This is a genomic window from Acaryochloris marina S15, from assembly GCF_018336915.1.
Taxonomy (GTDB): domain Bacteria; phylum Cyanobacteriota; class Cyanobacteriia; order Thermosynechococcales; family Thermosynechococcaceae; genus Acaryochloris; species Acaryochloris marina_A.
Genome location: NZ_CP064923.1, coordinates 4,889,347 through 4,903,278, shown reverse-complemented (window position 1 = coordinate 4,903,278; position 13,932 = coordinate 4,889,347). Strand labels below are relative to the sequence as shown.

Below are 13,932 nucleotides of genomic sequence, written 5' to 3'. Positions count from 1 at the left end.
TGCCAGGGATTAAGATGAAGAACCGGCCTGGCTTTGAATCAGTAAATCACAAAGTTCTCGGACTGCGCCACATCCTCCGTTTTTCTGAGTAATGTAAATGGCTGCGCCTCGGTTGGCAGGCATGGCATCATTGACGGTGAAGGGACAGCCGATATTTTGTAAGATGGGCACATCATTGACATCATCTCCTGCATAGGCCACTTGGGACAGCTCAATGTTGAGAGTTTGGCAGAGAGATTTGAGCACCGAGAGCTTTTCTTCAATCCCAAGAAAGACATGTTGAATGCCCAACTTTTTGGCTCGATGTCGGGTGACAGGAGAATCGCTGGCAGTAATAATGGCCACCTCAACTCCTGCCTGCATGAGGAGCTTTAAGCCTTGACCGTCTTTGACATTAAACTTTTTTAGTTCTGCGCCAGTTTCGGTGTAGTACAGCCCGCCATCCGTTAAGACACCATCCACATCTAAGGCTAAGAGCTTCACGTTGGTGAGTCGGGATTGTAGGTCTGATAGGGTACTCATCAAGCTAATACGGGTTGAGTCGTTTTTAAGACGTTATGCACCTCAAGGATGGGCCGCAACACATCTTCTAACTGATGGAGCGGAATCATGTTTGGACCGTCGCTGGGGGCCTGATCGGGATTCTCATGCACTTCCATAAATAAGGCATCAATGCCAATGGCGGCGGCTGCCCGAGCGAGATAGGGGGCATATTCCCGCTGGCCACCGGAGCTACTGCCCTGGCCTCCAGGCATTTGGACGCTGTGGGTGGCGTCAAACACAATGGGATAACCAAAGCTACGCATTTGGGGCAGAGACCGAAAATCAACAACGAGGGCGTTATAGCCGAAGCTAGTGCCGCGCTCTGTTAACAGGATGTTCTTAGCGCCGCCAGACTCCAGTTTGCTCACCACATTTTTCATGTCCCAGGGGGCTAAAAATTGCCCTTTTTTGACATTAATCGTGCGACCTGTGGCGGCTGCCGCCATGAGTAGATCGGTTTGGCGACATAAAAAAGCAGGGATCTGCAAAATATCGGCAACTTCGGCGACGGGAGCGGCCTGGTGGCTTTCATGGATATCCGTGACGATGGGGACGCCGACTTCATCCTTGACCCGCTGTAAGATTCTTAGTCCTTCTTCCATGGGGTGGCCCCGAAAGGAGCTAACGGATGTGCGGTTGGCTTTATCAAAGGAGGATTTGAATACATAAGAAATGCCCAGCTTCTCACAGATGCGAGCGATGCTCGTGGCCATCTTCAAGGTGAAATCTTCAGATTCAATCACACAGGGACCACTCAGCAGTGTCAGCGGACATCCATCGCCGATGGCTAATGTATCAGTCACTTGAGTACGGATCATGAGGTCATTCCTTGTTGGATGAATAACTGAGCTTTAACTAAATCCTCGGGGGTATTAATTTCAATCGCTGCTTTTTGGGTTTGGCAAACCTTAATGGCATAGCCGTACTCTAAAACTCGCAATTGCTCTAGACCTTCACAGGTTTCAAAGGGCGTCGGTTCGAGTTGAGAATATTGCATTAGGAAGTCATGGCGAAAAGCATAGAGCCCTAAGTGGTGATAAACCGGTACCGTGCCTGGGGTGCGAAAGTAAGGAATGGGAGAGCGGGAAAAATAGAGGGCATGGCCGTTGCGATCGCAAAGTACTTTCACTGCATTTGGGCTGGCGTAATCCTCTTCCATGTCTAGGGGACAGCCCAGGGTGGTCATCTCGGGTCGTTCTCCCTCCCGGTAGGGACGAACCAGCTGTTCGAGGGCTTCTGGCGTAACAAAGGGCTGATCCCCCTGAACATTGACGACGACATCCATATCATCGTAGAAGCCAGCGACTTCGGCGACGCGATCGGTGCCCGTGAGGTGATCGTCCCGGGTCATCACTACTTTGCCGCCAAACCCTTTCACACAGTCGGCAATTTTGTCACTGTCCGTGGCCACCACTGCATCTTGAAAGAAATCGCAGCTTTTAGCGGCTTCATAGACCCACTGAACCATAGGCCGCTCATCTAGCATCACTAGGGGTTTGCCAGGGAAGCGTTGGGATTGATAGCGGGCAGGAATGACCGCAAGAATATTCATATAAGACCCGCTTGAGCAATATCGTGCAGTCTCAATACTCCCACGCAACGATCGTCTTGATCGACGACGGGCAATACCGAAATTTGAGACGGACGATCTTCCATGACCTGTAAGGCGTCGTAGGCCAACTGGTCCGGTGCAGCAGTAGTGGGATTGGCAGTCATTATTTTTTCTGCGTTCATCTGCTCCAAGTCTACTGGGCGAACCTTTTCCATGGCACGACGCAGATCACCATCTGTGACAATTCCCAGCAGTTGGTTGTGAGCATCCACTACGTTAACGGCTCCTAACCCACCCTGGCTAATGCTCGTCACGATTTCCAGCCAGCTGGCCTCTGAGGAAATACAAGGATGCTCGGGGCCTTGGTGCATCAGATCTGAAACTTTAATGGTCAAGCGCTTGCCTAACCGACCCGCCGGGTGATTGACGGCAAAGGCTTCAGGAGTGACCCCTTTAGCATGGGTGACGGTCATGGCTAGAGCATCGCCGATTGCGATCGCAACTGTCGTACTGGCTGTGGGGGCTAAATTCATGGGACAGGCTTCTTGGTCAACCGTCGCCGCTAAGACCACATCCGCTTCATCTGCCAAGGTCGATTTCACGTTACCCACTAGGGCAATCAGCGGAACTTGGCGTTGCTTTAAGCAAGGCAACATGGCAATCAGTTCATCGGTTTCACCACTGTTGCTTAACACCACCACGACATCACTGGTCGCCACAATCCCTAAATCGCCATGTAGGGCTTCTACTGGATGTAGGAATACTGCCATCACTCCCACACTGGTCAGGGTGGCGGCGATTTTGCGGGCCACAATCCCTGATTTACCCACCCCGGATAACACCACTTTGCCGGAGCAATTAATCATCAGATCGACGGCTTGATTGACCTGTTCGGGCTGCAATCGCTCCGCCGCTTTGGCAATGGCTTCGGCTTCTAACAGCAGCAGCTTTTCAACTTGAGACGCGAAGGTAGTTGGGGTAGATGTAATCAGAGATTGCATAGAAATCAATATCTCATTAGTAGTTCTAGCGTATCTTATGGAGTTATTTATTGTGGGTACAAAACCCCTAGCCTGTTTAGTCAGAAAGGCTCATTACACCGACAGAATGAAAACGGGGTGCATGGCCTTCATGCCGGAGCCACTTCACTCTTTTCTCAACTCTCGTCAATTTCGGTTGGGTTATTCTTTTGGGGGTTAGATAACTTCATCTCCGTTTTAACACCAACCTTCTAGTAACTGCAAAACCTGAGAAATATCAACTTCAAAGTTCTCGCGGTTGTTGGCTTTGTCCGAGAACCAGAAGCGATAGTCATGTCCCAATGCTTTGGCTAAGTAATAGTAATAGGTTTGGGTTTTAGCCATGACCTGCAGTTCCAAGATCTTGACGGACTCGGAAAAGAGCACGTGGGTGATACCACCCCCATAGGCCCCCACTACAATTTCAGCGTCATAGAAAAGTTCAACTTTCTCTTCTAAGGAGAAATCTTCCAGCTCATAGATTTCAAACCCCAAGGGTTTGAGGGCTGCAATTAATTCGGCTTCATTAACAATATGCCGCTTTTTCTGGCCTTTGGCCGACTGGGCTCGGGAAATATAAATTCGTTTGTTTTGGGTTGAAGGACGCTTCGGAAAAATGGCTTGCCGAAGCTGCTGGATATAGGCTTGGGGCAGATAGCCAGACCCGAACTGAGTCAGAAACGTCGGCAAAATCAATTTTTCGACGCGGTAAAGCCGACTGGGTTCTAACTTGGTTAATGTGACATTTTCTGGAATCAGTTTCGGGACTAATAGAGTTTCTGTCTCCGACACAGGATCAGAATAGAGGAGCTGAATATTGTCTATCTCTGCATATTCCGGCTGGCTCAGCAGGGAACAACGGGGGACTAAGTCAATAAATTTGTGGTAGTAACCATTGGGCAATCCTTGATAAATACTGGCATACCCCGAAATCTCTTGGACCGGCTTCTCAAGCATTCGGCGCCGGATAAAGCTTTTATTGAGTAAGGCCCCATAAATCGTGATGTCGTCCATTTGGGGATACATGGACTCGGCAATCACTTTACGAGAAGGCGTTAAGACGATGCCGTTGCCCGGTTCGACTAACACGTTTTCTAACACCGTTGAGAAAATATCGTGGGTGGTATAGGTTTCACTCTCCAGATAGGCAAAGGGACCGTCAAAGGGCGGCATATCCTTGATCTCAGGCGTATCAATGGTCTCCGGGGGGAAGCGCCGATGCTTAGGATGGTCCTTGCCAAAAGCCTGAGCCACGGTTTGCCGTGGGAGCAGATATGCGATCGCAGGCTTGAGTACGGCCCAACTAAACAGGGGACGAAGGATGGGCTTTAACGCGTTAGAGATTGTTTCAGGCATATTTCCAGAGAGTGTTCCTAAAACCATGGCTGTCTTCTTTCCACTGATCGCGACCTTGACTTGTCCCTATACAAGCATTGCCAAGGGGGCTAGCTGCTCAGTCTTTAGACTGATAACAACCGTTGACACAATTTAAATACAAAGTTTTCTAGGGTGAGTTGAGGTTGATAAACGGCTGATAATCCTTGGCTGGTATAGGTAAATGTATCTTCTATCGGCTCCCCATCCGGCAGGACGACATCAATCGCAATATCAAATCGCTCTTGCATCACCCGTTGGACTAGTTGAGCAAGCCCTCGAATACTGAGGGTTTCTGGCCCTGGCAAATGGAGGAGATCTAGGGTGTCCATTTGGGGATACGCGGCTGCGATCGCACCACAGATATCTGGGACCGCAATAAAGTTGCGTCGTTGATATCCCGGCGTTCTCAAGACAATCTGTTTCTCTTCCACTGCGGCCTGACAGAACCCTAAAGGGGTTAAGGTCCAGCGGTTGCAGCTTTTAACATCCGCCGGCACACCAAAAAAATTACTGGGCCTCAACACTAAAGTCTGTAGAGACTGCTCTCGGCGGTACAGCCGTAAGTAATCTTCAGACTGTAAATGACTTAAACCATAGTCGTTCGCAGGCAACGGCGTCGTGGATTCATCAATCCGGCCGGTGGGATGGCCAAAGACATGAAAGGTCGATAAGTACACAAACCGCGAAATGTGGTTGGCCACACAAAAGTCCAGGGCGGCCCGGGTACCGGCCACATTCTGAAAAATGCTTTGATAGGGCTGGTCCCGACAGGTCACTTCATGGGCGGCGGCCGCATGAATAAACACATCAACAGGTTGCTCTAGCTTTTGGGCGGCAAACTGGTCTGGCTGATTGAGATCAAACGGGACATCTGCATCTGGGCGGCGGGTTGCCGTTAAGACAGTCCAGGACCGATCTCTAAAAAACTGACAGGCTATGCCCCCAAAATAGCCATTGGCTCCGGAAATCAGGACCGTTGGTGATGGCTGGGAATTAGTCATGAGTGGGCAGGCTCATAGACAAACGGACTTTCATAGTCAGCCAGGGTCTTCCATCCTTGATCTTTTTCAGAAATAATCGGATTTGGACTCGGCCAGGGAATCTCAGCCGAGTTCCACAACAGACCTTGTTCATGGCCAGGGGCATATACCGTGGACACCTGATACATCACGAGGGCGGTTTCACTGACAATGTAAAAACCATGGGCTAAGCCGGGGGGGATATAGGCCGAATTGCCTTTTTCGGCGCTGAGTTCAAATACTTCAAATTGCCCATAGGTGGGCGAACCCACTCTTAAATCGACCACCGCATCTATGATCTCACCCTGGGCGCAGTGAACCATCTTCGTATGATCTTTAGGGGGGATCTGAAAATGGAGGCCCCGCAATACATTTTGGGTGGAGTAAGAATAATAGGCTTCAGGGAAATGGGTTTCTAACTGGTGGCTGGCGAAAATCTCTTCATGAAAGGTTTTAACAAACCGACCCCGCTGATCCTTGAAAACGTTTAATTCTAATTCAAAACAGCCTGGTATTTTGGTGGAATGAAGTTGCATATCCTTCCTATACAAGTACTAAGCAGAAGTGGACTCAAGAAATGCTGTATACCACTGAATGGTTTCTAATAATGCCGCATCCAAATCATAGGGAGATTTCCAATCTAATAGCTTTCTTGCCTTTGCGGCAGAGAGATATTGATGCTTGATTTCATTCTGAGCTTGGTTCAAAATCGTCGGCTCCAGATGAGGTTTGCCCATCAACTTTAGGATTTTATGAACTAACTCTAAGACTGAAATCTGCAGCTCATTACTAAAGTTAAAGGCCTCACCCAATATTTCCGGCCGATCCATTTGTTCCGCCAGATGAAGGTAGGCCAGCACACCATCCTTGACATAAAAATAGTCACGGATATAAGTCCCATCACTGCGAATCACAATGGGTTTGTCACGCAACGTCGATCGAATGGTATCCGGGACAATTCGATTGAAATTCAAGTCCCCACCGCCATAGAAATTCCCGCAGCGGGTAATACAGACGGGCAGGTTGTAAGTCACATAGTAGGTCCGACACAGTAAATCTGCGCAACTTTTGGACACATCATAGGGATGCTCGCCTTGGAGTGGTGTTTGTTCGTCGTAGGGCAAGATATCTTGATCACCATAGGCCTTATCACTGGAAGCGACGACAATACGACTGACTCCCCCCACCCGACGACAGGCTTCTAAGACATTCCATGTCCCTTTGATGTTGGCTTCAAAGGTGCCCAGGGGTTCGCGATTGGCAACCCCCACAATGGTTTGGGCAGCTAAATGGAATACTGTATCCACTTCGTATTCATTGATAGCCCGCTCCAAAACCCCTAAATCTTCAATGCCGCCGTAAACCGTTGTAATTTTGTCGGAGAGCCCTTCCGTAAACAAGCGAGACTGAGGGACCCAATCCCTAACCAATCCAACGACACGAGCGCCACGGGCGACCAGCTCTTGGGTCATCCAACTCCCTAACAGCCCGGTGCAACCCGTAATCAATACCGATCGATCCTGCCAAAATTCACTCATTACCAAACCCTCCACTGTGCTTGATTGGAGGTATATAGCTCATTGAGAAGTCCGAGTTCTCTATAGGTATCCATACATTGCCAAAATCCATCGTGTTTATAGACAGCGAGTTCTCCCAATGCCGCTAATGCTTTAAAGGGCTCGGCTTCCAGAACGGTGCTATCTCCTTGAATTAGATCTAGAACCTTGCGATGAAACACAAAGTATCCCCCGTTGATCCAGCCTTCGCTGGTTTGGGGTTTTTCTTGGAAGTAGCTGACAAAATTGTTATCAATGGCAAGCTCACCAAAACGTGAAGGCGGGCGAACGGAGGTGATGGTGGCTAGCTTGCCATGGCTGTTATGGAACTCCAGCAATTTCTGGATATTAACGTTGCTCACCCCATCGCCATAGGTGCCCATAAACAAGTCACTACCAATGTCGTTGAAATAAGGAGATAGACGTTTTAATCGTCCCCCAGTCATGGTTTCAGGGCCAGTGTCAATTAACCAGATTCTCCAGTTCTCTTCTCCATGGGAGCTATCTAATTTGGTGATTTTTTTATTGCCTAATTCCAATAAGACATTGCTATGGTTCCAATCATAGTTAAAGAAATAGTCACGAATCATATCGCCTTTATAGCCAAGGCAGAGAAGAAAATCCGTAAAACCATAGTGAGCATAGATTTTCATGATGTGCCAAATCATGGGACGGTCCCCGACCATGACCATGGGCTTGGGACGAAACTCGGTTTCTTCTTTGAGTCTTGTTCCTTTACCACCACATAAAATTGCGACAGGAATTCTTGGTTTTGTCTCCATTAGCTCACTCAATGAACAACTCTAACAATCGATTTAAAACGGTTAATAAAAACTCAAGATAAAGACATATTTAAAGGCTATTTAAAAAATCCAAAATTGTTTCAATCATATATTGATATTTCCCATTTTGTCAGACATTCACATCATAGATTCTTCTCAGTCAGTTTAATATAGGCATTGGCGAATCGCTGTCCAATCGTACGATAACTTTTAGTGGTGTAATGAACATAGTCTTGAAGGGCCAAATCATCCGTAGTAATCATCGATACATAAGGTAATTTAATATTCTCTTGCTGCTTTTTAATGGCTTCCCACTCTGTTAAAAGATCAGGAGCATCATGGGACCCAATTTGAGCAAACACAATCGGTAAGTTCTCTTGCTTTGTATCTAGTCGAAAATTCTCAACAAACTTTTCAAACTTTTTGGACCATTGTTGGGGAGATAGAGAGAGGTGAGAAAATTGCTTTTGATCCAGAGCATCTGCTTCCCCTTGAAAAAATAATATTCCTTCCAGCTTGCCCATCAAAGAGGCGGCTCGCAATCGCTTGAGACAAGACCCATAGAGAGAGTTTTCACTTAAATTACGTTGCCATTCTTGAATGGTTGACCCCCCCTTAGCACAGGGAATCAGACCAATAACAGCATCCGCATCATGCTTGAGCAATGTTGATGCAAAGGTCATACCGGGACCCACCCCCGGAGCCTTGCCTTCTCGGGATATCGGATCAACTTGGCCGTCTAGAGCATCTAGGGGATCTTTGGCGAGGTGCCATCGGTAATCATTCCCGAATACAAAAACCTGGGGATGTGTGGTTGAACTCTCAGCATCCAGCGGGCCTCTGCCCGCCATATTGGATTGCCCAGCTAAAACATAGAGGGATATTTTTCCTTGCCATGGATCAGGGATAGTCGGTAATGCTTGTGCCTGGGAGGCTTGAGGCGTCTGGAGGCGGTCTTTAAAAAGAAACTTATGCAGAAGCACCCCACCGGTAACTCCACTCAAAAATAGAATGATTAACCATATTTTTGACGGAATAAACTTCATAGTAACTAGGCAATATCCTTCGTAAGTGAGAAATATAGCAAGTCTAGATTAAACCCTTCAGCTCCCATTGTTGGTGTCAATACTTTCTGCTAAACGCCTTGATAATTGTTTTGAAATTAATTCAGAACGAACTTTTGTGCCTTTGTGATTGAGATGATATTCAGAATCAAAGAAGTACTCTTTGCTAAAGGCCATATCTTTGGGGCCGTCTAACAGGGGGAAATCTAATGATTTTTTGAGTTGATCATCGATGCGGTGAATGGCAACCGCATTATCTCGAAACACAGAGTCTAGCAATGAAGGATAGGAATAATAAATCTTGGCTCCTTTTTGGGTGGCTGATTGATTAAATTCATTCAAAATGGTAATCGCCGTTTGCACTGAGCCATCATTGACGGTTAGTTTCCCTTTGATTTGGGTCAAGTCTCGCCCACTTTCGGTGTTGTTGATAGTGGCATCACCGATCTCATTCAAGTTACTGCGTTGATAAACTCTATCAATCTCATAGGTTCCTAGCACTGAGTTGATCGCTGTCCGGATAACGCCCCCAAGATAGAGCTGGCCTTTGTCCAGCATGATGGGTGCATAGTACCAAGGAACGAACTGAAGATTCTGGGGACGATTCTCTATCACCGTATACAGGCGTTCTGGAATGTCGGGTAAAGGACTAGAAAATTGCTCATATTCAAACGAAATAACCACAATATCTCCTTCTACCAAGGAGGCCTCCACTTCGTTGAGCATATATTCAAGCCCTACCGCTGCATGTAGACCCATATTGACGGGGTTACGATTTAAGCGACGTCCAATGAGTGAAGAATCTAAGCCAAAGGCTACATTAGAGCCCCCTAGGAAAATTACCCGAGGTTTTTGCTGTTTAGCCAGTAAAGCATGTTTATCGAGGGTTGCTGCTAAGTAGTTGGTTTTAGCTGTTTTGTCATGGTTCATGACGTAAAAAACGAGCACTATTAACAGAACTAAAGACTGGACTGATATGAATTTTAGAAGGCGAAAGATAAATTTATTCATTAAGAGAACACTTAAATAAATCTATAAGTCAGGCTAGGAGAGTCCTAACTGTAATTAGGCTTTGAAATCATCATTGACAAGTACTTAAAACTGAAAATATACAAATTGTCCAGTACTCCATGTGCCGTATGCCAAGGTGATCCACAGCAATAGGGTATAGGCTGACCATCTGATACTTTGGGGTAACTTCTTCAATACCAAGGGGTGGGCATACCTTCTCTGTAGCCATTCAATGAGCACTAAGCAGGCTAAAACCACAACAATCCATTTACCAATGGGGCAATCTGCAACAATGGTTCCGAAAGATTTATAAGCCGCAGGACGGAGTGCATCCACAAATATCTTCTGCACCATAAAGCCAGCATCTTGAATTGTTTTAGCTCGGAAGAAGATCCAAGATAGACAAGTGAGGGAGAAGGTGATCAGCACTCTGATCAAAATTCCCAACTTGGGAAATAACCCCTCTCCGCAGGGGGTATCTGTTGCTTTCAGGGTTTGATCAGGAATCCACAGCTTTTCTACGAGCACGACGCCACCATGGATGCCGCCCCAGATGACAAAATTCCAGGCTGCTCCATGCCATAAACCACTGATTAAGAAGGTCAACATCACGTTGACGATTCTGCGGAGGGAGGTGACCCGACTGCCGCCTAGAGGAATATAGACATAGTCCCTCAACCATGAAGAGAAGGAAATATGCCATCGCCGCCAAAATTCAGCCATAGACTGGGAGAAATAGGGGTAGGCAAAATTCCGCATCAAGTCAAAGCCAAAGAGCCGAGCTGTGCCAATAGCAATATCAGAGTAGGCGGAAAAATCACAGTAAATTTGAAAGGCAAAGGCAATGGTCGCAAAGACTAGCTGGGGGCCAGGGTATTCACTCGGCTGTCCAAATGCGCTGTCGACGATAGCTGCCAGGTTGTCCGCAACCAACATTTTTTTGGCTAGGCCCCAAAGAATCTGCCGGCATCCATCCACGGCTAACTCATAATTAAACTGCCTGGAGTTGAGAAATTGCGGAAGTAGGTGAGGTGCACGCTCAATCGGGCCAGCTACGAGTTGAGGAAAGAAGGAAACGTAAGCTAGGTAGTCAATATAGTTTTGGGTGGGCTGTAGTTGACGCCGATAAATATCGATGGTGTAACTCAGGGTTTGGAAGGTATAGAAGCTAATGCCAACGGGCAAAATAACATTAAGGGCCACATAGTCTAATTTCCATCCCACTAGGGAGAGTGAATCAACCAAACTCTGAGAGAAAAAATTCCAATATTTGAAGAATCCCAGTAACCCTAAATTGATACATAGACTGCTGAATAATAAAAGTTTCCGTTTGCGGTCAGAGTCTGCTCGAGCTAGGTATAGGCCAATCCAATAATCGACAGAACTAGAGGCTAGTAATAAAAAGCAAAAGCGATAATCCCACCAGCCATAAAAAATGTAGCTAATAACAACCAGAAAAATATTTTGTAATGACCTTTTTCCTAATTTCCAGTAACTGGTAAAGGTCAGTAGTAAAAATACTACGAAAGTTAAGGTCGTAAATGTCATATGAGGTTATTGGGGATAGCCAGTTAATGAGTATGAATCACATTTATTACTGATTTGTACACTAAAAACAGTTCAATATGGGATGAGTAACAATACTCAGTTTTTTGAAGGTGTATTGATACCCAGAAGCGTTAACTGACAGCATAGATTAATCTATATTGCTGATGTTTGTGGCAATGTAGACTCCTAAAGAATGGGTACTCAGGAGATAGATATGATGACAGTCTAGATAGACCTTTTTTCATCACATTATCTAGTAAAGTCATGATAGTTCAGAGTTGCGGTGATCACCCTCACTATCAGAGACTTTTCTGCTCTAATTCTAAAGATTAAATCGGGATGACAGGATTCGAACCTGCGACATCCTGCTCCCAAAGCAGGCGCGCTACCAAGCTGCGCTACATCCCGTTGTTGGCTCATTGCCAATAAGACTTTAACATCCTATCACAGGCTTTTAACTGACTGGGGACAATCGAGCCAAGGTTTCTAGATAAAATAGCAAAGCATTGATATCTGAAGGATTGACGCCACCAATGCGGGATGCCTGTCCTACGGTCAGGGGCTGCACTTTCGCCAATTTCTCCCGTGCTTCCATCGACAATGTCTGGATGTTGGCGTAGTCTAAATTTTCTGGTAACTTACGCTGCTCTTGCCGACTCACCTGCTCAATCTGGCGCTGTTGGCGCTGAATATAGCCCGCATATTTGATTTCAATTTCGACACTTTCGCGTTCGGCTCGTTCGAGGGTCTCTATGCCCAGGCCATGCTGGTGAAGATCGCAGTAGTGAAACTTGGGGCGACGCAGTAACTCTGACAGAGTAATGGATCCTTTGATTTTTTCGCCCGTTGCCTGGACAATGGCCTGGGCTGCTGGCTCACGCTCCTTAATACGAGTGGCATGGAGCCGTTCTTTTTCAGCTGTGATGGTGGCCTGCTTACGGGTAAATAAGTGCCAGCGTCGATCATCAATCAGACCCACTTCACGTCCTAAGGGCGTCAATCGCTGATCGGCATTGTCTGATCGCAACAGCAATCGATATTCGGATCGGCCTGTCAACATCCGATAGGGCTCTCGTAAGTCTTTGGTGCAGAGATCGTCGATCAGCGTGCCAATATAGCTTTGGGCTCGAGGGAAGACGATCATTTCCTGTTGGTTCACGAATCGAGCGGCATTGATGCCCGCGACAATGCCCTGGGCAGCCGCTTCTTCATAGCCGGTGGTGCCATTAATTTGTCCCGCACAGAAGAGACCTTCAATGCGTTTGGTCATGAGGGTGGGATAACACTGGGTGGCGGGCAGATAATCATATTCCACGGCATAAGCCGGGCGGAGCATGGCACAACGTTCGAGACCAGGAAGCGATCTCAACATCCGTAACTGCAGCGCTTCGGGCAAACCCGTTGAGAATCCTTGAATATAGAGTTCAGGAATATCGCGACCTTCTGGCTCAATAAAAATCTGATGGCTGGCCTTATCGGCAAACCGCACGATTTTATCTTCAATGCTGGGACAGTAGCGGGGGCCTTTGGCATCGACCCAACCGCCATAGACTGGAGACAGGTGTAAATTGTCCTGAATCAATTTGTGGGTTTCAGGGGTCGTGCGGGTGATATAGCAGTTCATTTGCTCCCGTTCAATCCAAACGGCAGGATCAAAACTAAACCACCGTACTTGCTGATCCGGGGGCTGAGGTTCCATGACGCTAAAGTCCACAGACCGTTTGTCGACGCGAGCGGGGGTTCCGGTTTTCAGCCGATCTGTTTCAAACCCTAATTTATTCAGGGTTTCGGTCAGTCCCTCCGCTGCAAACTCTCCAGCTCGTCCGGCCGGCATTGACTTATCTCCGACCCAGATCCGTCCTCCTAAAAAGGTGCCTGTGGTCAGAATGACGGCCTGGCAACGAAAGGCAACACCAAAGTAGGTCTGAACGCCAACGACCTCATCATTGGCTCCTAGCACTAGATCAGTGACCATGCCCTCCCGCACGGTCAGATTGCCCTGATTCTCGACGATGGTTTTCATCACCGCGGCATATTCGCGCTTGTCGGTCTGAGCCCGTAGGGCCCAAACGGCAGGACCACGGGAATGGTTAAGGAGACGTTTTTGCAAATAGGTGCGATCCGCCATTTTGCCAATTTCGCCGCCTAGGGCATCGACTTCATGGGTGAGCTGGGACTTGGCAGGTGCTCCTACGGCTGGATTACAGGGTTGCCAAGCGATTCTGTCTAGATTGAGGGTCAGCAATAGGGTACTGCAGCCCATCCGAGCAGAGGCTAACGCTGCTTCACAACCGGCATGGCCTGCCCCCACGACAATTACTTCAAACTCATCCAAAAATTCAACTGCCTGGGGGGACGTCATAGGTGTGGCCCTGAACTGATCTCCCTCTGATTCTAGCGGTTCTTTGGAATCTCCTTGTATCGATACATGAGTGGGGTAGTCTCCTAAATGAAGCGTGAC

The 13,932-nt window shown here is 47.5% G+C and carries 13 protein-coding genes and 1 tRNA gene; all 14 read right to left on the bottom strand.

Features of this window, described 5'->3' with window-relative positions; translation table 11 throughout:
- Positions 1–9: 9 nt before the first annotated feature.
- Positions 10–522 (bottom strand): KdsC family phosphatase, encoded by a 513-nt coding sequence (locus I1H34_RS22360; RefSeq protein ID WP_212663112.1) that lies wholly within the window; start codon positions 520–522, stop codon positions 10–12.
- The gene (gene kdsA, locus I1H34_RS22355; RefSeq protein ID WP_212663111.1) at positions 522–1,361 is read right to left on the bottom strand and encodes a 3-deoxy-8-phosphooctulonate synthase; all 840 of its coding nucleotides are present in this window, start codon (positions 1,359–1,361) and stop codon (positions 522–524) included. Before kdsA ends, I1H34_RS22360 begins: the two co-directional genes overlap by 1 nt.
- Positions 1,358–2,095: a 3-deoxy-manno-octulosonate cytidylyltransferase gene (gene kdsB / locus I1H34_RS22350; protein ID WP_212663110.1), complete on the bottom strand. Its 738-nt coding sequence runs from the start codon at positions 2,093–2,095 to the stop codon at positions 1,358–1,360. The genes kdsA and kdsB overlap by 4 nt, the downstream gene beginning before the upstream one ends.
- On the bottom strand, positions 2,092–3,096 hold the full coding sequence (locus tag I1H34_RS22345) for a KpsF/GutQ family sugar-phosphate isomerase (protein WP_212663109.1): 1,005 nt from the start codon (positions 3,094–3,096) through the stop codon (positions 2,092–2,094). Before I1H34_RS22345 ends, kdsB begins: the two co-directional genes overlap by 4 nt.
- A gap of 216 nt (positions 3,097–3,312) precedes the next feature.
- Entirely contained in the window at positions 3,313–4,470 is a 1,158-nt protein-coding gene (locus I1H34_RS22340) for a glycosyltransferase family 61 protein (RefSeq protein ID WP_249369505.1), read from the bottom strand.
- A 104-nt stretch (positions 4,471–4,574) separates the two neighbouring features.
- Complete coding sequence (locus I1H34_RS22335) at positions 4,575–5,492, bottom strand: NAD-dependent epimerase/dehydratase family protein (protein WP_212663107.1); 918 nt, start codon at positions 5,490–5,492, stop codon at positions 4,575–4,577.
- Entirely contained in the window at positions 5,489–6,046 is a 558-nt protein-coding gene (gene rfbC, locus I1H34_RS22330) for a dTDP-4-dehydrorhamnose 3,5-epimerase (protein ID WP_212663106.1), read from the bottom strand. The genes I1H34_RS22335 and rfbC overlap by 4 nt, the downstream gene beginning before the upstream one ends.
- Before the next feature lie 18 nt (positions 6,047–6,064).
- The gene (locus tag I1H34_RS22325) at positions 6,065–7,048 is read right to left on the bottom strand and encodes a GDP-mannose 4,6-dehydratase (protein ID WP_212663105.1); all 984 of its coding nucleotides are present in this window, start codon (positions 7,046–7,048) and stop codon (positions 6,065–6,067) included.
- Positions 7,048–7,848, bottom strand: coding sequence for a glucose-1-phosphate cytidylyltransferase (gene rfbF / locus I1H34_RS22320; RefSeq protein ID WP_212663104.1), 801 nt, complete (start codon positions 7,846–7,848; stop codon positions 7,048–7,050). The genes I1H34_RS22325 and rfbF overlap by 1 nt, the downstream gene beginning before the upstream one ends.
- Positions 7,849–7,991: 143 nt before the next feature.
- Entirely contained in the window at positions 7,992–8,894 is a 903-nt protein-coding gene (locus I1H34_RS22315) for a sialate O-acetylesterase (RefSeq protein WP_212663103.1), read from the bottom strand.
- Positions 8,895–8,951: 57 nt separating this feature from the next.
- Positions 8,952–9,842, bottom strand: coding sequence for a hypothetical protein (locus I1H34_RS22310; protein ID WP_249369503.1), 891 nt, complete (start codon positions 9,840–9,842; stop codon positions 8,952–8,954).
- A gap of 165 nt (positions 9,843–10,007) precedes the next feature.
- Entirely contained in the window at positions 10,008–11,168 is a 1,161-nt protein-coding gene (locus I1H34_RS22305) for an MBOAT family O-acyltransferase (RefSeq protein ID WP_235110031.1), read from the bottom strand.
- A gap of 637 nt (positions 11,169–11,805) precedes the next feature.
- Positions 11,806–11,879, bottom strand: a tRNA-Pro gene (locus I1H34_RS22300).
- 46 nt (positions 11,880–11,925) lie between these two features.
- Positions 11,926–13,833: a tRNA uridine-5-carboxymethylaminomethyl(34) synthesis enzyme MnmG gene (gene mnmG, locus I1H34_RS22295; protein WP_212663100.1), complete on the bottom strand. Its 1,908-nt coding sequence runs from the start codon at positions 13,831–13,833 to the stop codon at positions 11,926–11,928.
- Positions 13,834–13,932: the final 99 nt, after the last annotated feature.

Bases quoted from the DNA above. Each gene is read 5' to 3' on its own strand.
- mnmG (WP_212663100.1), bottom strand. From the start codon at position 13,833: ATGACGTCCCCCCAGGCAGTTGAATTTTTGGATGAGTTTGAAGTAATT.
- rfbF (WP_212663104.1), bottom strand. From the start codon at position 7,848: ATGGAGACAAAACCAAGAATTCCTGTCGCAATTTTATGTGGTGGTAAA.
- I1H34_RS22360 (WP_212663112.1), bottom strand. From the start codon at position 522: ATGAGTACCCTATCAGACCTACAATCCCGACTCACCAACGTGAAGCTC.
- I1H34_RS22310 (WP_249369503.1), bottom strand. From the start codon at position 9,842: ATGAACCATGACAAAACAGCTAAAACCAACTACTTAGCAGCAACCCTC.
- I1H34_RS22325 (WP_212663105.1), bottom strand. From the start codon at position 7,048: ATGAGTGAATTTTGGCAGGATCGATCGGTATTGATTACGGGTTGCACC.
- I1H34_RS22315 (WP_212663103.1), bottom strand. From the start codon at position 8,894: ATGAAGTTTATTCCGTCAAAAATATGGTTAATCATTCTATTTTTGAGT.
- rfbC (WP_212663106.1), bottom strand. From the start codon at position 6,046: ATGCAACTTCATTCCACCAAAATACCAGGCTGTTTTGAATTAGAATTA.
- kdsA (WP_212663111.1), bottom strand. From the start codon at position 1,361: ATGATCCGTACTCAAGTGACTGATACATTAGCCATCGGCGATGGATGT.
- I1H34_RS22340 (WP_249369505.1), bottom strand. From the start codon at position 4,470: ATGCCTGAAACAATCTCTAACGCGTTAAAGCCCATCCTTCGTCCCCTG.
- I1H34_RS22335 (WP_212663107.1), bottom strand. From the start codon at position 5,492: ATGACTAATTCCCAGCCATCACCAACGGTCCTGATTTCCGGAGCCAAT.
- kdsB (WP_212663110.1), bottom strand. From the start codon at position 2,095: ATGAATATTCTTGCGGTCATTCCTGCCCGCTATCAATCCCAACGCTTC.
- I1H34_RS22345 (WP_212663109.1), bottom strand. From the start codon at position 3,096: ATGCAATCTCTGATTACATCTACCCCAACTACCTTCGCGTCTCAAGTT.